Source organism: Neptunomonas japonica JAMM 1380, from assembly GCF_016592555.1.
In the GTDB taxonomy this organism is placed as follows: Bacteria; Pseudomonadota; Gammaproteobacteria; order Pseudomonadales; family Balneatricaceae; genus Neptunomonas; species Neptunomonas japonica_A.
Genome location: NZ_AP014546.1, coordinates 1,459,454 through 1,484,899, shown reverse-complemented (window position 1 = coordinate 1,484,899; position 25,446 = coordinate 1,459,454). Strand labels below are relative to the sequence as shown.

Genomic DNA, 25,446 nt, shown 5'->3' with positions numbered 1-25,446 from the left:
AGTTGAAATAAAATTCAGCCGCCACGCGTTACTACTCTCTCAATTTCAGCAAAAGACTTAGCTTCGTACATTATTTCAAAACCAATTTTAAGTTTTCTAGAGACATCACTTGCAGAGATAATACCGCGAATTCGCTTCACTTGAGCCAAGCCTACATCAATCACCAGAATATGCTGCTCACCCGAGTCTTTCAGAGTAAGCATCACATCACCAATTTTTGAGTGCTGTAACTGCTCATAGGTCAATGCCTGTAACTGCCTTTTGGCTGCCATAACATGCTTTACCAACATAAACTCCCTGGATAAACCATGAGTCTGCATATAAGACATTACACGACTACCCATGATATCGCGAGCAGTAACAACCCCACTAAAAGTGCCCTCGTCAGCGGTCGCGAAAAGCAACCTGACATGTTGATTTTTCATCCACTCAAGCGCTTCATCTATCTGTGTTTCTTGGGAGATGGAAACAGGTTTTATACTTTGAAAATCTGTCATTACATCAACAGCAGCGCTATTTAAACTGATAGGAGCTTGCATCTGCTCCGGAGAAAGGAGGTGCGATACATCAGCAATCTCCTGTAAACGAATATGACGAAAGGTTTCTAACATCGCCGACCTCCTTCCTGTTATTTTTAGAATTTGAAGTCTATTAGTAACAGCATAGCCAGCTTTTAAAGAAAGGTCATCTTTTTGACTTCTCTGCTACCCTTAAATCCCCCCTCACTATTCATACCCAATCCATACCCAATCGATCTAATAAGCTAGGCCCGCTCATTACCGCTAAAAAATACCCCTTGAGACATCAAAACAGCATTACCAAACACTTCAACCTGATTCACGCCATGAGGGCCAACTTTAACGTGAGTCCCTATTAGGCTTGAACGTCCCATCTCAACACCTTGCTCAATCATCCAGCCAGTATCATGCTGGAGTTCTTTAATTAATGCGATACTACCCACCAACGCAGCGGCCGCACTGCCAGTTGCTGGATCTTCTGCTATACCGGCGATGGGAGCAAACATGCGCATACGGATATCTGCACTGTCACCACTGTAGCTAAAGATGCATAGATCAGGCGTATCATCATTCGAGAGTAATGTAGCCCACTGCGACATATCTAATGTAGCCTGTGATACAGCAGCAACATCCTTAAGCTCTATTATCTGATAAGGCACTCCGCAACTGGCAACATAAGGAAATAGCTTGACCTGCTCTACCCCCAAGCCAAGCAAACTTGCTGCATTATCAACTGATAGATGACTATTACTCACCTGCGGCAACACTGCTGTTGCAAAACGAGCCAGCGTTTGGCCATGACTATTTGTTGAGTACTTCACAGGGACAGGCCCTACTTCCTCATCCAAGATTAACTCATATTCACCATTAACAGCTTCTAGCCAACCCAACTTTTCCAATAAAATAGCGGTACCCACAGTCGGGTGTCCAGCAAAAGGGATTTCACCTTGGGGCATAAAGATACGAATGCCCCAGCGGTTCAGGCCTGTTTTTTCTGTAATAAAAACAGTTTCGGAAAGGTTTAACTCACGTGCAATACTCTGCATTTGTTCACCTGATAAACCACTAGCGTCCGTAAAAACCGCTAAAGGATTACCGCAAAAAGGACGATCCGTGAAAACATCCAACGTGTAGTATTCTAACCCTTTCATTTTTTACTCCTTCTCCATTACAAACATTAACCACTGTGCCAGGCATATCATAAGCGCTTAACCCTATGCAGCAGCTATTAGTTAACTGCGCCAAAAAGGCTTATTCGCTTCTAATAAAGCATCGACACGGTTTACACCAATATCTTTCAAGGCATCTCGATCTAAAGTGGCCAGTTCACGACGTGAGTGCTGGCGCTGCTGTAGCTCACGTAACCGTTGTAAAAGCCGTCTAAATATTTCAATGATAATCATCGCTACACCCTCCTGTTGTTGCTGATAAATATCTTATGCCGTAAACTGAAACCATTACAGATTCAGAGTTAATTATTTTTTACCAGCACAGATAACGAGCACAGATAACTGTATTGGTTATTTTCAGCAAAATCTGTCATGCATGCTTTATTGCAGGCGCAGTGCTATTAACTAATAAAAAAAGGCTAAAAAAATGAAGCTTTATGAGAAAGTAGCGCATGCTATTGCAGAGCGTATTGAGCAATCTTTTTATCAGGCCGGTGAAAAGCTTCCCTCTATTCGTGCATTAAGCTTGGCTCATGAAGTCAGTATTTCTACAGCACAAGAAGCCTACCGCTTACTCGAAGATCAAGGCTGGGCAGAGTCTCGCCCTAAGTCCGGCTTTTATGTTATTAACCGCCAAAAAGCCCCACAGCAACTTCCTGACTTGTCACGCCCTACACAAAGACCAATCGAAGTATCGCAGTGGGAAGAGGTATTAAGCTTGCTAAGTGCCAGTACTACACCAAACTTAGTACAACTAAGCCGCGCTATACCTGATCTTAATGCACCTACACTAAAACCACTCACGCGTATCCTGTCTGACCTCAATAAAAATGCCCACGGTAGCATGCTATCGTATGAAGCACTCAGGGGATCCGACGGCTTGCGCCTGCAAGTAGCACGCTTAATGGTTGATTCGGGTTGTCGATTGCACCCAGATGACATCATTATTACCGCAGGCTGCCAAGAAGCCCTGTCCTCAAGCCTTAGAGCCGTTACAAAACCGGGGGATGTCGTTGCTGTAGATTCGCCAAGCTTTTATGGCTCGATGCAAGCAATCAAAGCACATGGTTTAAAAGTATTAGAAATCCCAACTCACCCAGAAACAGGCGTTAGTATTGAAGCTCTAGAATTAGCGCTAGAGCAATGGCCCATCAAGGCAATTCAAATAACACCAACGTGCAACAATCCACTGGGTTACACCATGCCAGTTGAACATAAAAAACGCTTATTAGCGTTAACTGCTCGTTATGATATTCCCATTATTGAAGACGATATTTATGGCGATTTGTCCTATACCTCGCCTCGTCCACCAACTATTAAGTCTTTTGATACCGAGGGGCGCGTTTTGCTATGTTCTTCATTTTCAAAAACGCTTGCTCCGGGTTTTAGAATCGGTTGGGTTGCCCCTGGTCGTTATGGCAACCAAGTCATGCACATGAAATACGTCGTCACGGCCAGCACGCCAACAATAACTCAACTAGGTATTGCCGAGTTTATTGCCCAAGGAGGTTACGAGAGACATATAAGGAAAGTACGCGCGCAATATCACCAAAGCAGAGATGTGATGATTGGCTGGGTTGAAAAGTACTTTCCACAGGGAACAAAAATTAGTTACCCCCAAGGAGGCTTTTTACTGTGGGTAGAACTACCTGATGATATAGACACAATAACCTTAAACGAACGCACCATGACCAAGGGAGTGAGTATCGCTCCAGGCGTGCTGTTTTCCGCTTCCGGTAAGTATCGGAATTGCATGCGCCTAAACTTTACCGATAAATCCTCTGAGAAAAATGAAAACGCCATAAAACTGATCGCATCCACCATTCATGAAATGGTTTCAGAGCTAAAACAACAGCCGCATATGATAACGATATAAAAACATAAGAGGTTCCACATAGTGTTCAAGCGCCAACAACTTGACCCAAAAGTCAGAAAGAGATTATTCTTATTCTAGGTATAGTTTTCTAGGTAGCACCGCCGGACTAGGAACACATGATTACGCACTTAATAAAACAGCAGGAGTGATCAGTGATTCGTTTTTTGCTCAACAATACGCTGCAAGCGGTTTGCAACATTGACCCTAACACCACGGTACTTAATTACTTGCGCAATACACTACGCTCCACAAAAAAGCGCACGGGTACCAAAGAAGGTTGCGCGTCGGGGGATTGTGGCGCATGCACAGTGGTTTTGGTAGAAGTAAAGAATGACCAACTCATATACTCCTCCATCAATAGCTGCCTTACCTTACTCCCTACTCTTAACGGAAAACAATTAATCGCCGTCGAAGACCTTAAGCATGGTGATCAACTACATCCCGTACAGCAAGCAATGGTGGACCATCATGGCTCCCAATGCGGTTTTTGCACACCTGGCATTGTAATGTCACTCTTCGCTTATCAAAAAAACCACAATAGTAACCTCCTACATGAAAACAACACGCTTAAAAGTCATATAGACAAAAAAAGCACAGTGCAGCCGTTTAACCCAGCCAAAGCATTAGAGTCACTCGCAGGGAACTTGTGCCGCTGTACGGGTTACCAGCCCATAATCAATGCGGCAAAAGAGATCAGCAAGAATCAACAACTCGACCAGTTTGACCTCCAGCAGCAACAAACCATCGCTACATTAAAAAGCATTCAACCCGGCCAGTGCGATACTCTTAGTTACAACACCCCAAGCACAAATAAAAAGAGCGCAGTCAAAAACGCTTACTCACCCACTCAACTATCCCAGCTCGACCGGTTATTGCAACAACACCCAAAAGCACATTTGCTAGCGGGTGGTACTGACTTAGTACTTGATATTACACAGAAACAAATCTCTTTCGACACCCTCATTTACCTAGGGGAAATCGAAGAGCTACAGCGTATTAACCTAAGTGAAAACACGATTGAAATAGGCGCGACAACACCACTAAGCCAATGCCATCCAGTACTGTGCGACGAATATCCTGATTTGGGCCAGCTCTTGGAGCGATTCGCTTCATTGCAGATTCGTAACCAAGGAACACTCGGGGGAAATATAGCTAACGCGTCTCCCATAGGAGATGCTCCACCTGCGCTCATTGTCGCAGGAGCCAGCTTACAACTACGCCACGCGGGTGCTGTACGCAGCATGCCATTAGAAGCTTTTTTTATCGATTACCGTAAAACCCATTTAGTCGCTGGCGAATACATCGAGAAAATTATTATTCCTCGTAAACCAGCAGGCTCAATCTATCAGGTGTATAAGCTTTCCAAACGCCTCGATGATGATATTTCTGCCGTCTGTGGTGCCTTTCATATCCAACTTAAAAATGGCCAGGTTACTGAGGCTAGCATCGCCTTCGGTGGCATGGCGGCCATTCCTAAACGGGCCAGTTATTGCGAGCAAGCATTACTCAACCAGCCATGGAATAAAGCCAGTATTGAAACGGCAATGAATGCCTTAGACCAAGACTTCACACCTCTCTCTGATTTTCGCGCCAGTGCAGAGTACCGTTCGCAAGCGGCACGCAACTTACTATTAAAGTGCTGGATAGAGTCGCAGCCTAATAGCTTGCCAACGAGGGTGACTGACTATGTCTAACCATATTAAGTCTAATCATACAGAAGCCGTCAACAACACTTCGCAAGTAGAACTGGAGAGACAGTTTAAGCAAGATCTAAAAACCGGCGTAGGTAAAAAGATCCCACATGAAAGTGCAACAAGGCACGTCAGCGGTGAAGCCCTGTATGTCGATGATCACTTAGAATATCCAAACCAACTGCATTTATATGCACGCCTTAGCGAGCAAGCTCATGCAACTATTAGCAAAATAGATACAGCCCCCTGTTATCAAATACCTGGGGTATCCTGTGTCATCACCGCAAAGGACATACCCGGCAACCTAGATATTGGGGCAGTGTTTCCCGGGGACCCATTACTGGCCGATGGCGTAGTCGAATACTTAGGCCAGCCGATACTTGCGGTTGCTGCCAGCTCACTTGATATCGCTCGTGAGGCGGCCAACGCCGCCATTATTGAATACACACCGCTCACCGCCGTGTTAGATGTAAAACAAGCACTCGACAACAAACAATTTATACAAGATAGCCACCAACACACGCGCGGCGATGCGAGCAAAGCACTTAATGATGCAGCTCACCACTTACAGGGTGAACTGCATATTGGTGGGCAAGAGCATTTTTACCTCGAAACCCAAGTCTCTTCCGTGATGCCAACCGAAGATGGTGGCATGCTGGTACATTGCTCCACACAAAACCCCACTGAAATACAGAAACTAGTCGCCAGTGTGCTCGGCCTACCCATGAATAAAGTCATTATTGATATACGTCGCATGGGCGGTGGCTTTGGTGGAAAAGAGACTCAAGCCGCAGGCCCTGCGTGTATGGCTGCGGTGGTTGCAAACATCACAAGGCAGCCCGTAAAGATGCGCCTACCTCGCATTGACGACATGCTAGCGACCGGGAAACGACACCCTTTTTATATCGCATATGATGTCGGCTTTGATGATACCGGCAGGATACAGGGTATCGATATACAACTGGCAGGTAACTGTGGCTACTCACCCGATCTATCTGGCTCCATCATTGATCGTGCCATGTTCCACGCTGATAACGCCTATTATTTAGGAAATGCGTTAATTACCGGCCACCGTTGCAAAACTAACCTAGCCTCCAACACTGCCTTTAGAGGTTTTGGCGGACCACAAGGCATGGTAGCAATTGAAAACGTGATGGATCATATCGCTCGCCATTTAGGTAAAGACCCACTAGACGTTCGTAAGCGTAATTTTTACGGAAAAACCGAGCGTAATATCACTCACTATCACCAAACAGTAGAAGACAATTTTCTAGACGAGATAACCTCTGATCTAGAGCAAAGCGCCAGTTATAGCGAACGTCGCAAAGCGATTATTTTGTTTAATCAATCCAGCCAAATATTAAAAAAAGGCATAGCACTTACACCTGTTAAATTTGGCATCTCCTTCACTGCTACTTTTTTGAATCAAGCGGGTGCTCTCATCCATATCTATACAGACGGCAGTATTCACCTGAATCACGGCGGTACAGAGATGGGCCAAGGGCTCAATACCAAGGTTGCTCAAATAGTCGCCGAAGAGTTTCAGGTAGATTTGGAACGTATCCAAATCACTGCCGCCAATACCGACAAAGTGCCAAACACCTCGCCAACAGCGGCGTCCTCTGGAGCAGATCTTAACGGGAAAGCGGCTCAAGCGGCTGCTCATACCCTTAAACAACGCCTAATCGACTTTACTGCAGAGCATTTTGACGTTGATGTTAGTGAGGTCAAATTCAACAACAACCTGATTCAAGCAGGCGAACAGTTCATCAGTTTTAATGATTTGGTGCAGCTCGCCTACTTTGCACAAGTGTCACTTTCGAGCACGGGGTTTTATAAAACACCTAAAATCTTCTACGATCGGGACACAGCCAGCGGGCACCCATTCTACTACTTCGCGTACGGAGCCGCGTGCTCAGAAGTCGTTATTGATACCTTAACAGGCGAGTACAAAGTACTACGTTCCGATATTCTTCATGATGTTGGCGCATCGCTAAACCCTGCTATCGATATTGGGCAAGTTGAAGGCGGTTTTATTCAAGGCATGGGCTGGTTAACGACCGAAGAGCTTGTATGGAACGAACAAGGAAAGCTTACCACCAATAGCCCAGCCAGCTATAAAATTCCAGCGATTGCGGATACCCCCCTAGACTTTCGAGTCAAACTGATCGAGAACCGTAAAAACCCAGAAGACACTGTTTTTCATTCTAAAGCAGTAGGCGAGCCACCCTTTATGCTGGGGATTTCAGTCTGGTCGGCAATTAAAGATGCAGTATCTAGCCTTTCCGATTATCGAATTCATCCGCAGATAGATGCCCCCGCCACACCTGAAAAAGTTCTCATGGGTGTAGAAGCATTACGTAAGCAGATGACAGCAGAGCAATCACCATGAGCTGGCTGAATACGCTCCACCGCCTAAACAGCGAAGGCATAGCAGCGATATTGATTACTGTCATTGAAAATCGCGGATCAACACCCCGAGACGCAGGCACCAAGATGATTGTTACTGCTGATGATAGTTACGACACTATTGGTGGCGGCCACCTAGAACATAAGGCGATAAAACAAGCCCGCCAGCTATTAAGCGAACATTGCAGCAGCGCACAGCTTGAGAGTTATGCATTAGGCGCCAGCCTTGGACAATGCTGCGGCGGTGCAATCCAACTGCTATTTGAACCCATCAACCCACCGATTTTACATGTTGCTCTATTTGGTGCAGGCCATGTGGCAAAAGCGTTGATTCCTTTACTGGGTAACCTTCCTTGCAAAGTCACATGGATCGATAACCGCGCAGAACAATTCCCTGCAGAACTACCGCCTAATACTACTCTTTGCTTATGTGACGAGCCAGCCGATGAAGTACCTGACTTACCCGTTTTTAGCTACTGTTTAGTAATGACTCACAACCACCAGCTAGATCAAGCATTAGTAGAAGCTATCCTCAAACGAGACGACTATCGTTACATCGGTATGATTGGGTCAAATACCAAACGGCGCAAATTTGAGCATCGCCTGCGCCATAGAGGGTTTGATGAGAACAGCATTGCACAGTTACATTGCCCTGTAGGTTTGGCCGAGGTCTGCGGTAAACTACCTGGTGAAATTGCCGTATCCATTGCTGCTGAATTCATTACCCATTATCAAGCAGCCGCTACAAGTAGCAAAACTAAAGCCAACCACTTAACTCAACACACAGCATAACTGGCACAAAACCGATGACACAAACTACTGTTTTCCCTTCGCACGCTCACGCATACCGCGCCGCCATTATTCATACTCTTGAAGATCCGGCAAAGGTAGGCATAGATGCCAGCTATCAATACTTTGAAGACGGCCTACTCGTTGTAGAAAATGGATTAATAAAGGCCGTTGGTCACGCTGAAGCATTACTCAGCACATTAGCCGCCGATACACCCGTCACTGTTTATAATAATGCACTGATAACACCGGGCTTTATCGATACACATATTCACTACCCGCAAACCGGCATGATAGCCTCTTACGGCGAACAACTACTCGATTGGCTTAATAACTACACGTTTCCTGAAGAACACAAGTTTGCTGATAAAAGCTACGCCGATAACGTAGCTGAGATCTTTTTAACCGAGCTATTACGCAACGGCACCACCACTGCATTGGTGTTTGGCACAGTACACCCACAATCTGTAGATGCTTTTTTTGAAGCAGCACAAAGCCGTAACGTGCGAATGATTGCTGGTAAAGTGATGATGGACCGCAATGCGCCAGACACGCTTACCGACACCCCAGAAAGCAGCTATCAAGACAGCAAAAACCTGATCGAACGTTGGCATGGCAAAGGCAGACTACATTACGCCGTTACACCTCGCTTTGCGCCCACCAGCAGCGACGAGCAGCTCACGTTAGCGGGAAAACTGCTGAAAGAATACCCAGAGCTTTATATGCACACTCATTTAAGCGAAAACAAACAAGAAATAGAATGGGTTAAAGCGCTGTTCCCTGATCAAAACGGTTACCTAGATGTATACGACCATTTTGATTTACTAGGCGAGCGTTCCGTGTTCGCTCACGGTGTACACCTGTGTGATGACGAATGTAAGCGCTTAGCAGAAACCGACTCTGCCCTTGCTTTTTGCCCTACGTCCAATCTATTTTTAGGCAGCGGCTTGTTTGATTTGGCTAAAACAGAACAACACAATATTAAAGTAGGCCTTGGCACTGATGTTGGTGCAGGTACCAGCTTTTCGATGTTACAAACCCTCAATGAAGCTTATAAAGTCATGCAATTGCAGGGGGAGAAACTCAACCCATTTAAATCGCTCTACCTGGCTACACTGGGTGGTGCACGCGCACTTAAATTAGAAGAGAAAATTGGCACATTGCAACCCGGCACTGAAGCCGACTTTGTTATACTGGATTACCACTCCACGCCATTAATGACTTATCGTATGAAACAAGCAACATCACTTGAAGAACGCTTATTTGTGCTAATGACGCTCGGTGACGACCGCGCTATTAAAGCCACATACGCTATGGGTAAAGCCTTACACACTCGAGGCTGATTACCTTTTTAACCATTAACTTTTCAGCTATCAACACCTCAACCATAGCTATTAATCACAAGGTCTTGCACCCAAAACAGTGCAGCGCTATGGTTGAAAACAGCGTTTTATAATAGCTAGTCTACTGTTTTAGATAGTCGCCGATAGAAAGAGTGTAAGATGTCCTTTCTGCTAAATACCGTTTAACAAGCGATATAGTAGGGATCCATCATGAAAAAAATCAGCGTTAACGAAGCCCAACAACCTCTACGTGCTCAATACAAAACATCTCCTGAAACAGCCATAGTGACAGACCATGCACGCACTTGCGGCCCTGATGCTAACGACCCTTTCCACTCCATTGTTGAACCCATGCAAGGCTGCGGTGTAAATGTGCCGATTGGTGTACATCATGCGCTGGGTGGCTTACACGATGCTCCAACACCTGGTGATATGTTATGTGCAGCACTCGCTGCATGCCAAGACTCTTCCATCCGTATGGTCGCTAATTTATTGAACATAGAATTAGAGCAGCTTAACGTAAGCGTAGAAGCAAAGGTCGATGTACGTGGCACGATGGGCATAGATAAAAACGTACCTGTCGGTTTTCAAAACATACACTGCTCAGTACAACTACGTGCCAAAGAAGGCACCGATCCTATTATGCTCCAAAAACTACAAGTAGCCGCAGAACGATGCTGTGTAGTGCAGCAAACCTTACGTAACCCACCACCCATTGAAACAGTATTTAATGCTTCTTAAGCCTCTTTACAGGGTCAGCTTTAACCCTAAAGAAGTGGATAACCTGCCCCCTAAAATAGATAGAAATTTGGATCTAACTCATTAAAAATAAACGGCTAGTCAGTAACCGGAGCAGCCCATGACGTTAAAACGAAAGGAACAAATTCATACCCTGTTGAAAGGCATCGAAACGGGTGACGAAGCATCAGTTGCTGTTGTGAATCCTGATAAATATATTCAGCATAACCCCCAGACCCATGAAGGGAGTGAAGGTCTCGCAGCACTATTCAAACGTTTATCCAAGAGCTCTCCGAGGGTCAATATTGTTCGAATTTTTTCAGATGGCGAATACGTATTTGCTCATACGGAATATGAATTCGATACCTCTAGAGTTGGGTTTGAAGTATTTAGATTCGAAGGTGATCAAACCGTGGAACACTGGGACAACATCCAGCTTCGAAAAGGCCCTAATCAATCAGGCCACTCTATGGTTGATGGTGGAACTCTTTTAACTGATATTGAAAAGACAGAATCAAACCGAGAACTCGTTCGTGCGTTTATAAGTGAAGTGTTAATCAATAATAAAACCCACAAAATGTCGTATTTTGTTAATGCTCAGCCCTATATAGAACATAGCCCTCACCTCGCGGATGAGTTATCCCCATTACATGCTGCTCTCACAAGGCAATCTAAAGAAGACGTTGGTTTCATTCAATACGACAAACCGCACAAACTATTGGCAGAGGGCAATTTTGTCTTAGCAGCCTGCGAAGGGTTTCGGGATGGTGTCCATACATCATTCTATGATCTATATCGCATTGCGAACAGCAAGATTGTGGAACACTGGGACACCAGTGAGTCGATTCCCCCACGCAGCGAGTGGAAGAACGAAAATGGTAAATTCTGAGCTGGTAAACTATTAACACTTATAAAAGATGAAGGCTTGTAACAGCTCGTACGCAGCAAAGAATATAAATAGGAAACCCTTAGATGCAGCCAGCGGTTCAAGAAAAGTTTAATAGCTACCCTGAGCATATCAGGATAATTTTAATGGAGGTTCGCGCTTTAATGCTAGCAATCATTCACGATAATCATTTAGGTGACGTGGAAGAAACACTTAAATGGGAAGAGCCTAGTTATTTTGTGAAAGGTGGCAGCACAGTACGCTTGGATTGGAAGCCAAAATACCCTGAGCAGTACTTCGTCTTTTTTAATTGTAAAACTAAACTTGTAGACACATTTAAAGAGTTATATTCAGATACGCTAGAATTTCGAGGCAACCGTGCAATTGTGTTGCACGTAAATGATCCTTTCCCGCAAAGCGCGCTACGGCACTGCCTTGAACTTTCCTTAAAATATAAAGCAATCAGACACTTGCCATTGCTTGGCGTGTAGTTACAGTTACGTTAATTATCATGCCTAAACATTCACTACAGAGATCTCTATAAATGATTAGTAAATATTTCCCGCATATACTTGCTGGAACCTACTTGGTTTTTTCTATTGTACTGGGTATCAGCCCTGTTTCCCGCGAGGTGTGGATCGCAGAGATTATCCCTGTCATCGCTATCTTTCTAATTTTGGTTTTCACATTCCATAAGTTTCGCTTCAGCAACCTGGCTTATGGATTAGTTTTTATCTGGATTTTTTGGCATACGGTAGGCGGACACTACACATTCGCGAATGTTCCTTTTGGCTGGGTAACAGAGCAGCTAGGAGCCGAGCGTAATCATTTTGATCGCATAGGCCATTTTACTATTGGCTTTTATGCCTTCGCTATGGCTGAGTGGTTATTACGTAAAGGCTACTGTGGTTTTAAATTAGCAATGACATTTAGCCTATTCTTTATTATGAGTGTTGCTGCGGCATACGAAATCATCGAGTGGTGGTATGCAGCGCTCGAAGGTGGTGATGCAGGCGTCGAGTTTTTAGGCTCACAAGGCGACATCTGGGATGCTCAAAAAGACATGTTATCCGATACGCTGGGCGCGATTACCTCACTGCTACTTTTTTACTTTTATCGGCCGGACAAAAAACAACTGGCTTCATAGAAAACTCATAAGTAACAACTCGCCAGCGAACAATCAGATAATTAAGGGCTATGTAGGCGCCCTAGAAAATTAATCAAGGAAGGTAACTAAATGAAGAAATTATTGTTTATTGGGCTAATTGGTTTTGGTGGGTGGCAGTATTACTCAAACAATATTATGGGAACAAACTCGCTTCCTAGCATTTCGTCATTTTCACCAATTAAAAGCACAACTAAGGCAGCTCCTAGGCCATCATATACATGCGATGGCCGCCAACATTGCTCACAAATGAGATCCTACGAAGAAGCTGTCTATTTTATTCGCCATTGCCCAAGTACCAAAATGGATGGAGACCATGATGGTATTCCTTACGAAAGGCAATTCAATAAGTAGTGGTACTTAAAAGTTACTTTCTAGAATTTACGAGCGCTCTATTATCCGCCCCATGACATTACTAACCACCGCATCACAGTTCTCACCGGCAAACTCAAATACTTCTAGCCCCGCCGCTTGAATGTGTTGCTCTAAGTGGCTACGTAAAAGCTTTTTGGCTCGTGAGAAACGTGTTTTAACCACATCGATGTGTAGATCCAGCGAGTCAGCAGTTTCTTGTGTAGATAACTGCTGTACACCTCGTAATACAAATACGCTCGAATAGCTGTCAGGTAACTGGTCAATAGCTTGCTCGATGATTTTTGCCAGCTGCCTCTGAGCTAACACAGCCGATGGCCCCTCGTTATTCAACTCAACTGGCTCATGATCTTGGATAGAGCAAATATCAACAAGCTTGTTCCTACGTATTCGCATAAGCGCCTCATTGCGTACAATACGAGATAGCCAGCCAGCAAAGCCTTCGGGGCCGCTAAACTGTGCTATTTTTTCATAAGCAATCACGTAACTATCTTGTAGAATATCCATAGCATCCGCATCACTTTTACATAAACTACGCGACAATCGATACAAACGCTGATTATAACGCCGCATTAATGGCTCAAAAGCCGCTGAAAAACCTGATCGAACCCGAATTATTAACTCAAAATCAGTTTCTTCTTGTAGACCTGAAAGTGCAGTATCCATTGGTAACGCTTGTGCTGAAGAATCCATTGTTCATACCTTACTTAGCGACAATCATTATGATCAGTTGTGAGGAGCTCAATGTAATCAATTAACTGGGTTCTCACGTTTGCATCAGTTATACCGGCAAAGGTCATTGAAGTACCCGGCACCATAGCCGCAGGGCTTTCAAGAAACTTATCCAGCGTCTGCCGATCCCAGCGCAGTCGAGACATTGTTAATGCCTCACTGTACTGAAACCCTTCCTGACGAGCAGCCAACTGACCAAATACACCACAATGCTTAGGGCCTGTGCGGTTATAAGATGGAGAGTGGCACCCCATACACATAACATAATGAGGCGGTGCCGCGTATGCACTAATATTAAAGCTGCAAAATACACAACATGTAAATACCAGCACTGCACGGCAAGCACTCATGAAAAGAAAGCTCCCGGCACCGGATTAAGCCCTAATACTTGTCTCAATACTGCCCAGTGCATGGCTTCATCAGCCAGAATACTGGCAGCGGCTTTAGACAACTCTCGTTGTTCAAATAAAGGAATAGCACCGGCATAAGCACTCACTGCTCCACGCTCTAAAGAGGCGGCGAAAGTTAATACATCAGTTTCAGTTTTCAATTTTTCTACTGGAAATTGATATATTGCTAATGGACCTGCGGCCTCCCCACCTAAAGAACCTACCGCTTTAGAAAGTGCATCAATATGTTCTTTATGATGCCCCTGAAACTGTACTGCCACATTGAGTATAGCCGATGACAGCAAGCCACTTTCTGCACCTACTTGATAGGCGGCTACCGCTTCATGCTCAGCAGCAATCGCTGTATTTAAGATTTGTATATCCATCATAGTTTGTTTATCTGACGCACTAGCCACTTTAGCGTTAAGGCCTGACAACATAGAAATAGCCATTGCTGACAATGTCAGCTGCCCTCCTGAACGTAAAAAACTTCGACGGTTAGTTGTTTCTTGCACAGCAGTTGAAGCGGAAGGTAAAACATCGACTGATAATAGAGTTTTTGGTTTGGAAAATTGAACTGACATAGGTTTCTCCCGTTTAGCCATCTTTATGATCTATACCCATAAAGATGCACCGCACAGAAAAAGGTGACAGTTTTTTGAAATTATTTCTTCTCTTAATAAGTTAAGGCACCGCGTCAGGTGCTAGAGATTCACTAATTCTGCTCTTGTGTCTCAGCTAACTTGACTCTTTGCAAATACAGACGCAGCAACGGCGGGTGAACCACCAACGTATAAAGACATAAAACAAAAACTAAGCACAACATCTCAAACCGATAAATGTAGTCTGCAGGGATCATCAGTACCAAAGCAGCAGACACTGCACCACGCAAGCCACCAAGCATCATTATATGCTGCCACGCTAAAGGGAGCGGCTTGCGTAATGCACTTAATAATAACGAACCCCCATAAACTATAACCGCTCGTGACACTAGCAATACGATGATGACACCCGGAAGCGCCCAATTAATAGGAAAGTCATGCGCCCCTGCCGCTGTCCCTAGTGAGAAAAACAAAATGCTACCCGCTAATACTTCTAAATATTCCCAAAAGGAAGTAAACAACTCACCTTCTTTAGGCTGAACACCTGCCTGGCGACTGCGAATAAATGCCAAAGACGCACACAGCACAGTAATAACACCCGAGACATGAAATACGCCCTCTCCTAACAAATAACTGCCGTATGCCAATAACAATGTCAGCGTTAAACCGGGAAAACGGTTCTGCTCTCCCCAGTGCTGCACTAGCTTCCCCGCCAACCAACCCAGTGCTAACCCAAGAGGAATAGCGCCCGCAATAGACCAGGAAAATTGCAGTAACGCCTGCCCCAATGAGAGAGGCGCATCAGTTAACACCAATGCCGCCATTAAACTAAACAGTACGATGGCGGTTCCATCATTAAAAGTAGACTCACCTTCGAGTAAAACATTTAATCGTTCTGGAATAGGAAAGCGCTGAAAGATAGCCGCTACGGCAGAAGGGTCAGTTGCAGCGACTGCCGCCGCAAAGAACAGACTGTCAGTAAGGGGAATAGACATGATCCACGAGAGAGGAATACCAATCAGAAACAGTGTCAAAATAACGCCTAAACCTGCAAAGCAGAAGATAGGTATCGTATCCTTTTTGAGTGCGGGGATTGAGGTATTGCGAGCACTAGCAAAGATAATAATGGGTAGCAATAACCAGATCACCAGCTCAGGCGAGAGCTCGATAACAGGTAGAGTAGGCAAGTAATTATGTTGTACCGACCCATAAACCACACCTGCCAATAGCAACCATGATTCTGGCGGCAAAAAACTACGGGAACTATAATGACGCAGGCAAGCAACGAAAAAAAGAAATGCACAAATGCCGACAAGCATGAAGAAAAGCGGTTGATCATGGGCGCTCATAATCTAGCCCTCTGAGGTTTTAATCCAGTTTTAGTTTTACTCAGTCACTCCATTGCTAACTATTCCATTTTATCTATCGCCGTATCCCTAGCTGGACTCAAAGGGCGATAATCATCAGAATAAGCGCTATATTCTTAAAAATCTACCGTTCCAGATGTGCGGCTAATTATTACAACAGCTCCTTGCCACCGTAAACCTCTGCCAACTCATCAAGCTGTGAGCTAGTTGCATCAAAGCCGTCTTCAGAAAAATAATAAGACACTTTAACTTTATCGGCACCGCGATAGAGTTTTACCTGCACATCGGCAACACTCCAGACTTTGAGCGCGTTTAAAAAACGGTTTGCCTGCTGCCCCGTCACAAAGGCATATACAATTTGTGTTTCCATAGAAATTTCAGAATGCTTAAAAAGCGCGCAGTGTGGCACAAGTGCCTAAAGAAGGCATTTCGTTTTTGCTGGATTACGAATATATTTATCTATACTGTTACAATCATATTCACATTGAGAATCATGCTGTTTACTTATCTATCTACCTATTTTTATCGCGTCACCACGGCTAAATGAGTTTGTTTAGAATGGATATAAAAAAGAAAGAGCAGCGTGCAAAAGCGTTCGACTACCTCTTTGACTCTGTCGTCATTACTGACTTGCAAGGTATTATCACCGACTGGAACAAAGGTTCCGAAGATCTATACGGTTACTCTCAAGCGGAAGCTATCGGAGAGCCCGTTTCTATTCTCCATGTACCCGAAGACTCTGCACACATTACCGCTGAAGTTATTGCGGCTGTTGAAGAGTTTGGCAAGTGGGCGGGCGAAGTAAAAATGCGGCGAAAAGATGGATCAACTGGCTGGATTGAGTCTATGTGTGTCCCTTTGCTCGACGATAACAATCAGATTATTGGTGCACTTGGTATTAATAGAGACATTACTGAGCGTATCAGAAAGTCTGAACATCTCACACAGCTTGCTCACTATGACCACTTAACTCAGACTCCAAACCGTTACTTGTTACTAGAACGGATTTCGCACTTAATTGACCAGTGTGAAAGAAACAAAAGTAACTTTACACTTCTCTATATTGATTTAGATAAATTTAAGATTGTGAATGATAGCAAAGGCCACGCATTTGGCGACAAAGTCTTACAAGAGGCGGCTCGCCGTATGATGAAATCAATTCGCAAATCAGACACATTGGCACGCTACGGTGGTGATGAATTCATACTATTGCTAGAAAATACACGAAAAAGAGAAGATATCATTACTGTTTCAAAAATATTGATTAAAGCGCTCAGTAGAACATTCAAACTCGATAATGACACAGTAAATATCAGCTGCTGTATAGGCATTGCCACATACCCCTACAACGGCACCACCTCTGATGCATTGCTCTCTTTTGCAGATGACGCCATGTATAAAGCCAAACACAAAGGCACCGGTACCTTTCAATAAACACAGATAACTCACGATGATGAAAATACTTAGTTTTGCTGCTTTTATTGCTTTTGCTATTTTAGTAACGGCCTCTGTTACCTTATACACCTTGCCTTTTTTAGTCTTAGCCATTTACTTGGCAATGAGTATCATCACCTTTATCACTTATGCTTTGGATAAGTCGGCTGCCATCAACGGTCGCTGGAGAACAAAAGAGAGTACCTTGCACCTCTTTGCATTAGCAGGAGGCTGGCCTGGTGCTCTGCTTGCCCAACAAACCTTACGCCACAAATCATCTAAGCAATCGTTCATTAATGTTTTATGGTTTACTGTGGTACTAAATGTTGGTGGTTTTATTTGGTTACATAGCGCAGACGGCAACTCTTTTTTAAATAGCTATGCGCATACAGCTAATATAGAGCTTATACATTTAGTGGACAATATATCGCTTCCAGATTTTGTGCAAATATGGCTTTGGAAAATCAATTACTATTTTAAGTCATGACTTAATAACCTAAAGCGCGGTCCACTGCTTCAGGTATCAACCCAGACTTATAATATTCACGTATATTGTTAGCCACAATTTTACTGGCACTACTGATATTTGTAGGCGCAGAAATATGCGGTAATACCGTAATTTTTTCATGTGCCCAATAAAGATGATTAGCCGGCAGTGGCTCTTCTTCGAATACATCAAGAACAGCATGAGAAATAAGACCTGCATCTAATGAGGCGATCAAGTCCCCCTCATTAACTGTCGCGCCGCGGCCAAAGTTGATAATAGAAACACCCCATTTACATTGGCCAAAAACCTTAGCATTAAGCAAGCCGCGTGTTTCATTGGTTAACGGCAATAAGTTAATCACGATATCACTTTGTGATAGTACGGTTTCTAACCCATCTTCAGCAGCAAACGTTTGAATGCTCTCAAGCGTTTTTTTATGCCGACTCCAGCCCAACACTCTAAAGCCGTTAACTTGCAGGCGCTTAGCAGCATGTGCTCCCAACTTGCCCAAACCTAATATAGCAACGGTACGATCACTTGCCCCGATATAAGGCAGCTGCACCCATTGAGTATTAGCTTGCTGCATACGATAAGTAGGCATCTCACGATGCAAATAGAGCGTCCAAGCCAATACCGCTTCTGCCATAGTTTGCGCAAGTGCAGGGTCTACCAAACGCACAATGGGAAATGATACACCACTCCCTGCCACCATAAGCTCAGCGACCATACGCTCAACACCGGCCCATGTACTGTGTACCCATTTAAGATTAGGTAACTGGCGCAATTCTTCTGGGTCTGGGTTAGCCACAACAGCCAATGTACATTGCTGCTTTTGCAACGGCGTTAAACTATCAAATAAACAGACGTCGCTGTCCGGTAGCAGCTTATTTAAGATCAATATCCATTGCTCTACTTCAGCAGCAGGAACACGACTAACGAAGGCAATTAATTTTGGCTCAGATTCCACCTTCGTTATATTCATACATCGTATTCCTTATGGGTATTACAGGTTAATAACTACTACTGTTTAGCACCATGCCCTATAGCATTTCTATCAAGCAAACGGGACATGAATAACTCTTATTTATTATCTAGATTCTTGTACTCTCTAATGCCTTGGACGCTGCCGTCAAACGTATAGCACTATCGCAGGCACTACCAAGTTCACGGCCTTTTTTTATAAAATGCCGCAAAAAGTACGTCACATGTTCTTCATTATCGTGAAAGTGATGCGGCGTTAGTACAGCCGTTAATACCGGTACTTCTGTTTCAAGCTGTACCTGCATTAAACCACTACACACGGCTTGAGCAACAAACTCATGGCGATAAATCCCCCCATCAACCACTAACCCGCTGCAAGCAATAGCGGCATACTGGCCTGATTTTGCTAATAGCTTAGCTTGCAACGGTATTTCGTAAGCGCCTGGAACGGCCACAACATCAATTTTATCGATATCATAACCACACTCGGCCATTTCGGCCCGAAAGCCTTCTAGGCTATTCAAGACTATATCGGTATGCCAAGAAGCATGGATAAATGCGATACGTTGGTTTTTTACATCTAACATTGGTGTATTCGTTGAGCTCTGATTCATTGATAAAATCCATCAAAATTTGCTGAATCAGGGCGAACGGACAGGCAATTAATACCCGCAATATAAATCTATCGGGCATTAAACAACTCACTGAATTAACAGTAGTGTGGTTTTGTCTGACACGCTCTCTATCATCCGGACTATAACCGTCGGCTCTGGGTTCTCACCAGATCTGCTGACCCTTTTATAACAGGCTATAAAGCACTAAAACAAAAGGCGCTCGCGGGCTTAAACAATAAGGTAACGTGCGCTACCCTCTATTTTTACCGCCGGTGGGGAATTACACCCCGCCCCGAGAACGAAACCGGATTACTCATCCGGCAAGCGACTATAAGATTTTTATTAAGGGGAGTCAAAACTTAGCGATGATTACGGAAATCTAGGCTTATAACTGACGTTTTCATACCAATACATTAGAAAATACAGCTTTTAAATCACTTTTGGTATTTTCATCATGCAAGGTTAATTTTTGCTCAACATGGTCTAGGTGGTGCTCCATTAACAGTAGCGCCCTCTCCTTATCTTTTGCGGCCACGGCGTCAATCAATGCTAAGTGTTCATCATAAGAGCAATGGGTTTGCGTATCGCTTTCGTATAGCGCAATGATTAATGAGGACTGCGACACCAAACTACGTAAAAAACTATGTAACGATTTATTACCTGAGACTTCAGCCAGTTGAAGATGAAATTCACCAGATAAGCGGAGACCTGTGCCTCGGTCTCCTCGTGCAAAGCAATCCTGTTCCTCCTTAACGAGTTTACGCAACGGACCTAACTGCTTATTAATTACGTTTTCTGTCGCCAGCTCAATTACTGTTTTTTCTATAACACGTCGGGCAAAAAGAATCTGCTTAGCCTCATCTACCGTTGGGCTGGCCACCATTGCGCCTTTATTAGGACGAAGAACAATAACTTTCTCATGCGCTAAACGTGACAACGCACGATGAATCACTGTGCGGCTAACACCAAAAATATCTCCTAGTGACTCCTCACTAAGCTTTGTACCTGGAGCAAGCTTCTGCTCTAAGATAGCATCGAAGATATGGCCATAAATCACCTCATCTTGCGCAGCTCTATTTTGTAAAGCCATAAAGCGAAAATCTCTTAAAAAAGTAGTTTTTCAGTATAAATACGAGTTTTTAATCTTAATTAGAGTATAAAAAGGAACGTGATCCTTTTTTATACATAGGCACGATACTGAATTAACTACCTCGATACGTCGAATAACTGTACGGCGATACCAGTAACGGTACATGGTAATGGGAGCCTTTCTCTGCTATCCCAAAATGAATTGAAACATCATCAATAAAAGCGGGTTCAGCAAGCTCAACACCTCTTGCCCTAAAGTAATCACCTACGGCAAACACAAGTTCATAGTTGCCTACTGAAAACTCATCTTCTGGCAGTATGGGAGAATCAGTACGACCGTCAGTATTTGTAAGCATTTCACTTATTAGCACTCGGCTAATACCACTGAGCCGAAATAATTGCACTCGGACTGCGCTTCCTGGGCAACCTTGTGCTGTATCAAGTACATGTGTCGTTAAATACCCCATGGTAAATCCTATAGAAAAATTTTATGAATACATTGTATACAATCAAGTTACTAAATTTAAAATACCTCACTTAAAATCAATTTATTACTAGAAACAATCTACTTTTAGCGCTTAATAACTTTATATATTCCACATTTTATTGTATACAATTAATTAGATAATATTCATTCACTAATCTATCAAAAGCCATAATTCTGAGTAAATGATATGAGCTACCCCCGTAATCTTATTGGCTATGCTGGACGCCCACCACAGCCACGTTGGCCTAACGATGCAAAAATCGCACTGTCCTTCGTTTTAAATTATGAAGAAGGTGGCGAGCGCTGCGTACTACACGGGGATGAAGAATCTGAAGCGTTTCTATCTGAAATACCTTCTGCTCAGCCTTTTCGCCACGCACGCCACATCAGCATGGAATCTATCTACGAATACGGCAGCCGTGCAGGTGTGTGGAGAATCCTCGATCTCTTTAAGAGGCATCAAATCCCTCTTACCATATTTGCGGTTGCTATGGCCGCTGAACGCCACCCTGATGTTATCAAAGCTATGGCCGCGGCTAATCACGAAATTTGCAGCCATGGTTATCGCTGGATCGACTATCAAACCATGAGCCCAGAAGAGGAACGCGTACACCTTGATAAAGCCATCAGCATTCTCACTACTATTACCGGTGAACGCCCTTTGGGCTGGTACACCGGCCGTAACAGCATCAATACTCGTAAACTTGTAATGCAAGAAGGTGGTTTTTTATACGACTCAGATGCCTATGATGATGACCTGCCTTACTGGGTTGCAAATCAAGACAAAGGGCACTTAGTGATTCCTTACACACTCGATACAAACGATATGCGCTTTTCAACGGTCCAAGGCTTTAACAGCGGTGAGCAATTCTTTAATTACCTGAAAGATAGCTTCGATACACTCTACGAAGAAGGTGAGGACGCACCCAAAATGCTATCTATAGGCCTTCATTGCCGCTTAATTGGCCGTCCTGGACGTATCGCTGCACTCAAGCGCTTTATTGCCTATACACAACAGTTTGAGAAGGTCTGGTATGCTCGCCGCATTGACATTGCACGCCACTGGTATGAGCACCACCCTTACAAACCGCCTCATAAAACACAAAAAAGGGCGGTATCATGAAGTTCAGCACCCTACACCCCAGCACAATGGCTAAAGCTTCATTTGTAGAGCATTTTAAAGATATTTACGAACACTCGCCTTGGATCGCAGAGCACACTTATATGCTCTTACCATCGATCAATGCTGATGATATACAGCAACTGCACCAATTAATGTCTGATATTTTAATAAACGCCTCTAAACGGCAGCAACTCAGATTGATTAACGTTCATCCAGATTTAGCCGGTAAAGCGGCTATGCGCAATGAACTAACCGCCTCTTCAACCGACGAACAAGCCGGAGCCGGCATACATCAATGTAACCCTCAAGAGTTTGCACGCTTCACAGAGCTGAACAAGGCATACAAAGACAAATTTAACTTTCCATTTATCATGGCAGTGAAAGGAAGTAATCGCTTACAGATACTAAAAGCCTTTGAAATACGTATCCATAACGATATAGACACCGAATTTAAACAGGCGATAACAGAGATCAACAAAATCGCACTGTTTCGACTTGAAGCCCTATAACCTTTCTGAGAAACACCGATGAGCCTACCAACTGAATTCACCCATTTTCTAAACCTTGCTGATAGCCGATTAGGAAGCATAGCCACCTTTGTTACCGACGACTGGTTTGCTGAAGTCAACCGCATGCTGCAACCAGAAGCGCCGGTATGGAAAGATGATGTCTATGATGACAACGGAAAATGGATGGATGGATGGGAGTCTCGCCGAAAACGCTTTGAGGGATATGATTACGCGATTGTCCGCTTAGGCGTTGCGGGTGTATTCAAAGGTGTTGATATTGATACCTCTTACTTTACGGGCAACTACCCTCCTTCTGCGTCTTTAGAAGCCTGCTTCTCACCCGATAAAGCCCCTAATGAGCACACCACATGGGAAAGCGTTTTAAGCCCTGTCAGTTTGAGCGGTAATAGCCATAATTTATTCCAGATTGATGACGAACGCCCTTGGACCCATATTCGTCTTAATATTTTCCCTGATGGAGGTATTGCTCGCTTAAGACTCTATGGTGTGCCACATAGAGATTGGGGTAATCATAATGGTGATGAAGAGATTGATTTTGCGGCCGCAACCAACGGCGCTAGGGCTCTGGCATGTAGTGATGAGCACTACGGTAACAAAAGCAATATCCTAAATCCTGGCCGCGGCATAAATATGGGTGATGGCTGGGAAACAGCAAGACGACGTGTACCAGGAAATGACTGGGTTATTGTTGCCTTGGCACACCCATGCGATATAAAACGCGTGTTAGTTGACACATGCCACTTTAAAGGCAATTACCCTGATAGTTGTTCGATTCAAGCGGCTTTTGTAGAAAGTGGCACTGATGATCAAATAGCAACAAGGAGTTTATTCTGGCGCGAACTATTACCCTCACAAAAATTACAAATGGACAGTGAGCACCTATTTTCTAAAGAGTTAAATGATTTAGGAAAAGTAAGCCACATCAAACTCAATATATTCCCCGACGGGGGCATTAGTCGATTACGCGTGCATGGGCACTTACATAAAGCATCATCTTAGATATTTCGTTATAAATTTCTCACCACAGTATGAGAGCTACCAATGATTACACTCACACCGCAACCATTAACGGCAGAAGCGTTTGCTCCCTTTGGCGATGTTATTGAAACCAAAGACCGAGACTCCTTTCTTATTAATAATGGTTCAACTAAACGCTACCACCAGCTTGCTAATATTGACCTAGATGAGCAAGGAGCAGCCATTATTAGTATTTTTAGAGCAACATCACTAAGCATGCCCCTCCCCATACTTATGCTAGAAAAGCACCCGTTAGGTAGCCAAGCATTTATTCCTATGCAGAACTCGGCATTTCTCATCGTTGTAGCACCCAAAAGTGACTCCATTGACCCTACAGAAATAAAAGCCTTCATCAGCCACGGCAAACAAGGCATTAATTACCGGCGAAATGTCTGGCACCACCCTATATTGGCGCTTCATGATAACGACGACTTCTTAGTTATCGATCGTACCGGCCCAGGCGACAACTGTGATGAGTTTTACTTTTCACAGGAGCAATCAATTTTATTGTCTCCTTGAGCAAACACAAGAAGCCCGCTAGGATAACCCTCAATATAGAGAAACTAACAATGCTCTTCACGAGCACTGATGGACATACCGCCCCAAGGTATCTCACATAAGAAGAATATATGAGCAGAATTCGCGAAATAAACAGTGAACGCATCCTTGAAGCCTCCTGCATAGAGTTTGCAGAAAAGGGCTACGCTGCAACAAAAATCATTGATATTGCCAAAAAAGCAGACTTACCAAAACCGAATATTTACTACTATTTTCAAAGTAAAGAAAATCTGTACCGCTGCGTACTTGAATCAATTATCGAACCATTACTGGAAGCCTCAGCGCCATTTGATCAATATGATGACCCTGCTGTTGCCTTAGAAGAATACATTCGTACCAAAATCCGCATCTCAAAAGAGCACCCACACGCATCAAAAGTGTTTGCCAGTGAAATAATGTACGGCGCGCCTCACCTAACCAAAGACATTTCTGACAAACTAATGCAACAAACAGCACAAATGACTGCTCGTATTAATCAGTGGATCAGTGAAGAAAAAATGGAGCCTATTGATGCCCAACACCTACTCTTTATGATCTGGGCTTCCACCCAAACTTACGCTGATTTTGACTGGCAAATTGGAAAAGTTACCGGAAAAAAGAAGCTAGACAATCAAGATTATCAAACAGCCGCAGCCCTAATTACGCGTCTAGTATTGAAAGGCTGTGGATTAAATTCAGCGTAAATCAAGTAAAAATATTTACTTATGCTAGAATTGCATTGAATACATCCCGTATTCCCCCAGATTTAACGTAACCAATACCATAATGATGCCCCATCATTATTTTGTACACAGGCGTTTTTATTACTAATGACAGACGACGAATTTGTTTCAATACTACGCTCTTTCAGCCTTGAGCAACTTGATCAGCTTCAACAAAACCTCGAAGTAAAAGTCCAAGAGAAAAAGCGTCAAATAGAAAAGCGAAAAGCCGCTATGAAAGTTCCTCCACGCAAGACCAGCGATGTTGAAAAAATGGCTGATCAGATGGGGCTTGACCTTAGCAGCTTAATGCGCGAGATATCACGTCGCTGACGTTTTTCAATTATTAGCCAATAACTTACTGCAATTTTCTACAATA

Annotated in this window: 30 protein-coding genes and 1 riboswitch; of the genes, 18 read left to right on the top strand and 12 right to left on the bottom strand. The window is 43.9% G+C overall.

The features are described 5' to 3' along the window. Positions 1 to 14: 14 nt before the first annotated feature. The 3 genes from NEJAP_RS06745 to NEJAP_RS06735 all read right to left on the bottom strand — a co-directional run bounded on the left by NEJAP_RS06745 (position 15) and on the right by NEJAP_RS06735 (position 1,921). On the bottom strand, positions 15 to 611 hold the full coding sequence (locus tag NEJAP_RS06745) for a CBS domain-containing protein (protein WP_201349886.1): 597 nt from the start codon (positions 609 to 611) through the stop codon (positions 15 to 17). A gap of 152 nt (positions 612 to 763) precedes the next feature. Further along, positions 764 to 1,669 carry a PhzF family phenazine biosynthesis protein gene (locus tag NEJAP_RS06740; RefSeq protein ID WP_201349885.1) on the bottom strand — a complete coding sequence of 302 codons (906 nt, stop codon included), beginning with the start codon at positions 1,667 to 1,669 and terminating at the stop codon, positions 764 to 766. 81 nt (positions 1,670 to 1,750) lie between these two features. Continuing rightward, positions 1,751 to 1,921, bottom strand: coding sequence for a DUF1127 domain-containing protein (locus NEJAP_RS06735; RefSeq protein ID WP_201349884.1), 171 nt, complete (start codon positions 1,919 to 1,921; stop codon positions 1,751 to 1,753). 193 nt (positions 1,922 to 2,114) lie between these two features. On the opposite strand from NEJAP_RS06735, the gene NEJAP_RS06730 reads away from it, so the two are divergent. The 10 genes from NEJAP_RS06730 (at position 2,115) to NEJAP_RS19415 (ending at position 12,938) form a co-directional block, all read left to right on the top strand. Beyond that, positions 2,115 to 3,563, top strand: a complete 1,449-nt coding sequence (locus NEJAP_RS06730) for a PLP-dependent aminotransferase family protein (RefSeq protein WP_201349883.1) — start codon at positions 2,115 to 2,117, stop codon at positions 3,561 to 3,563. A gap of 152 nt (positions 3,564 to 3,715) precedes the next feature. After that, the gene (xdhA, locus tag NEJAP_RS06725) at positions 3,716 to 5,257 is read left to right on the top strand and encodes a xanthine dehydrogenase small subunit (protein ID WP_201349882.1); all 1,542 of its coding nucleotides are present in this window, start codon (positions 3,716 to 3,718) and stop codon (positions 5,255 to 5,257) included. Beyond that, positions 5,250 to 7,646, top strand: coding sequence for a xanthine dehydrogenase molybdopterin binding subunit (gene xdhB, locus NEJAP_RS06720; protein ID WP_201349881.1), 2,397 nt, complete (start codon positions 5,250 to 5,252; stop codon positions 7,644 to 7,646). The genes xdhA and xdhB overlap by 8 nt, the downstream gene beginning before the upstream one ends. Further along, positions 7,643 to 8,455: a xanthine dehydrogenase accessory protein XdhC gene (gene xdhC / locus NEJAP_RS06715; RefSeq protein ID WP_201349880.1), complete on the top strand. Its 813-nt coding sequence runs from the start codon at positions 7,643 to 7,645 to the stop codon at positions 8,453 to 8,455. The genes xdhB and xdhC overlap by 4 nt, the downstream gene beginning before the upstream one ends. Positions 8,456 to 8,469: 14 nt before the next feature. Beyond that, positions 8,470 to 9,795 (top strand): guanine deaminase, encoded by a 1,326-nt coding sequence (gene guaD / locus NEJAP_RS06710; RefSeq protein WP_201349879.1) that lies wholly within the window; start codon positions 8,470 to 8,472, stop codon positions 9,793 to 9,795. 210 nt (positions 9,796 to 10,005) lie between these two features. After that, complete coding sequence (locus NEJAP_RS06705; protein ID WP_201349878.1) at positions 10,006 to 10,536, top strand: OsmC family protein; 531 nt, start codon at positions 10,006 to 10,008, stop codon at positions 10,534 to 10,536. 118 nt (positions 10,537 to 10,654) lie between these two features. Next, complete coding sequence (locus tag NEJAP_RS06700) at positions 10,655 to 11,422, top strand: nuclear transport factor 2 family protein (RefSeq protein WP_201349877.1); 768 nt, start codon at positions 10,655 to 10,657, stop codon at positions 11,420 to 11,422. Positions 11,423 to 11,505: 83 nt separating this feature from the next. Beyond that, complete coding sequence (locus NEJAP_RS06695) at positions 11,506 to 11,910, top strand: DUF1801 domain-containing protein (protein WP_201349876.1); 405 nt, start codon at positions 11,506 to 11,508, stop codon at positions 11,908 to 11,910. Between the two features lie 53 nt (positions 11,911 to 11,963). Further along, positions 11,964 to 12,566, top strand: coding sequence for a DUF2238 domain-containing protein (locus tag NEJAP_RS06690; protein ID WP_201349875.1), 603 nt, complete (start codon positions 11,964 to 11,966; stop codon positions 12,564 to 12,566). A gap of 90 nt (positions 12,567 to 12,656) precedes the next feature. Further along, on the top strand, positions 12,657 to 12,938 hold the full coding sequence (locus NEJAP_RS19415; protein WP_201349874.1) for an excalibur calcium-binding domain-containing protein: 282 nt from the start codon (positions 12,657 to 12,659) through the stop codon (positions 12,936 to 12,938). A gap of 27 nt (positions 12,939 to 12,965) precedes the next feature. On the opposite strand, the gene NEJAP_RS06680 is transcribed toward NEJAP_RS19415, so the two are convergent. The 5 genes from NEJAP_RS06680 to NEJAP_RS06660 form a co-directional block, all read right to left on the bottom strand. After that, positions 12,966 to 13,649, bottom strand: coding sequence for an RNA polymerase sigma factor (locus tag NEJAP_RS06680; protein WP_201349873.1), 684 nt, complete (start codon positions 13,647 to 13,649; stop codon positions 12,966 to 12,968). A 14-nt stretch (positions 13,650 to 13,663) separates the two neighbouring features. Beyond that, the gene (locus NEJAP_RS06675) at positions 13,664 to 14,038 is read right to left on the bottom strand and encodes a c-type cytochrome (protein ID WP_201349872.1); all 375 of its coding nucleotides are present in this window, start codon (positions 14,036 to 14,038) and stop codon (positions 13,664 to 13,666) included. Beyond that, on the bottom strand, positions 14,035 to 14,661 hold the full coding sequence (locus NEJAP_RS06670; protein ID WP_201349871.1) for a ferritin-like domain-containing protein: 627 nt from the start codon (positions 14,659 to 14,661) through the stop codon (positions 14,035 to 14,037). Before NEJAP_RS06670 ends, NEJAP_RS06675 begins: the two co-directional genes overlap by 4 nt. Before the next feature lie 131 nt (positions 14,662 to 14,792). Next, positions 14,793 to 16,028 carry a cation:proton antiporter gene (locus tag NEJAP_RS06665; RefSeq protein WP_201349870.1) on the bottom strand — a complete coding sequence of 412 codons (1,236 nt, stop codon included), beginning with the start codon at positions 16,026 to 16,028 and terminating at the stop codon, positions 14,793 to 14,795. 169 nt (positions 16,029 to 16,197) lie between these two features. Continuing rightward, positions 16,198 to 16,416, bottom strand: a complete 219-nt coding sequence (locus tag NEJAP_RS06660) for a hypothetical protein (protein WP_201349869.1) — start codon at positions 16,414 to 16,416, stop codon at positions 16,198 to 16,200. A gap of 188 nt (positions 16,417 to 16,604) precedes the next feature. Between NEJAP_RS06660 and NEJAP_RS06655 the strand changes: the two genes are divergently transcribed. After that, entirely contained in the window at positions 16,605 to 17,480 is an 876-nt protein-coding gene (locus tag NEJAP_RS06655; protein ID WP_201349868.1) for a sensor domain-containing diguanylate cyclase, read from the top strand. 16 nt (positions 17,481 to 17,496) lie between these two features. Further along, complete coding sequence (locus NEJAP_RS06650) at positions 17,497 to 17,967, top strand: DUF1294 domain-containing protein (RefSeq protein ID WP_236591094.1); 471 nt, start codon at positions 17,497 to 17,499, stop codon at positions 17,965 to 17,967. Position 17,968: 1 nt separating this feature from the next. Here the strand turns inward: NEJAP_RS06650 and NEJAP_RS06645 are convergent, their stop codons facing one another. The 4 genes from NEJAP_RS06645 to uraH form a co-directional block, all read right to left on the bottom strand. Further along, a complete protein-coding gene (locus NEJAP_RS06645) occupies positions 17,969 to 18,949 on the bottom strand; it encodes a 2-hydroxyacid dehydrogenase (RefSeq protein ID WP_201349867.1) in 981 nt (326 codons plus the stop codon). 109 nt (positions 18,950 to 19,058) lie between these two features. Then, entirely contained in the window at positions 19,059 to 19,562 is a 504-nt protein-coding gene (locus NEJAP_RS06640) for a 6,7-dimethyl-8-ribityllumazine synthase (RefSeq protein WP_201349866.1), read from the bottom strand. A gap of 119 nt (positions 19,563 to 19,681) precedes the next feature. Then, a riboswitch (FMN riboswitch) is annotated at positions 19,682 to 19,866 on the bottom strand. A 96-nt stretch (positions 19,867 to 19,962) separates the two neighbouring features. Continuing rightward, positions 19,963 to 20,652, bottom strand: coding sequence for a GntR family transcriptional regulator (locus NEJAP_RS06635; RefSeq protein ID WP_201349865.1), 690 nt, complete (start codon positions 20,650 to 20,652; stop codon positions 19,963 to 19,965). A gap of 112 nt (positions 20,653 to 20,764) precedes the next feature. Beyond that, entirely contained in the window at positions 20,765 to 21,118 is a 354-nt protein-coding gene (uraH, locus tag NEJAP_RS06630) for a hydroxyisourate hydrolase (RefSeq protein ID WP_201349864.1), read from the bottom strand. A gap of 207 nt (positions 21,119 to 21,325) precedes the next feature. On the opposite strand from uraH, the gene puuE reads away from it, so the two are divergent. The 6 genes from puuE (at position 21,326) to NEJAP_RS06600 (ending at position 25,400) form a co-directional block, all read left to right on the top strand. After that, on the top strand, positions 21,326 to 22,261 hold the full coding sequence (gene puuE / locus NEJAP_RS06625; protein WP_201349863.1) for an allantoinase PuuE: 936 nt from the start codon (positions 21,326 to 21,328) through the stop codon (positions 22,259 to 22,261). Further along, complete coding sequence (gene uraD / locus NEJAP_RS06620; protein WP_236591093.1) at positions 22,258 to 22,770, top strand: 2-oxo-4-hydroxy-4-carboxy-5-ureidoimidazoline decarboxylase; 513 nt, start codon at positions 22,258 to 22,260, stop codon at positions 22,768 to 22,770. The genes puuE and uraD overlap by 4 nt, the downstream gene beginning before the upstream one ends. Positions 22,771 to 22,788: 18 nt before the next feature. Next, positions 22,789 to 23,790: an allantoicase gene (gene alc, locus NEJAP_RS06615; protein WP_201349862.1), complete on the top strand. Its 1,002-nt coding sequence runs from the start codon at positions 22,789 to 22,791 to the stop codon at positions 23,788 to 23,790. Between the two features lie 42 nt (positions 23,791 to 23,832). Next, a complete protein-coding gene (locus NEJAP_RS06610) occupies positions 23,833 to 24,327 on the top strand; it encodes an ureidoglycolate lyase (RefSeq protein WP_201349861.1) in 495 nt (164 codons plus the stop codon). Between the two features lie 110 nt (positions 24,328 to 24,437). After that, positions 24,438 to 25,049, top strand: a complete 612-nt coding sequence (locus NEJAP_RS06605) for a TetR/AcrR family transcriptional regulator (protein WP_201349860.1) — start codon at positions 24,438 to 24,440, stop codon at positions 25,047 to 25,049. 126 nt (positions 25,050 to 25,175) lie between these two features. Beyond that, positions 25,176 to 25,400 (top strand): hypothetical protein, encoded by a 225-nt coding sequence (locus NEJAP_RS06600; RefSeq protein WP_201349859.1) that lies wholly within the window; start codon positions 25,176 to 25,178, stop codon positions 25,398 to 25,400. Positions 25,401 to 25,446: the final 46 nt, after the last annotated feature.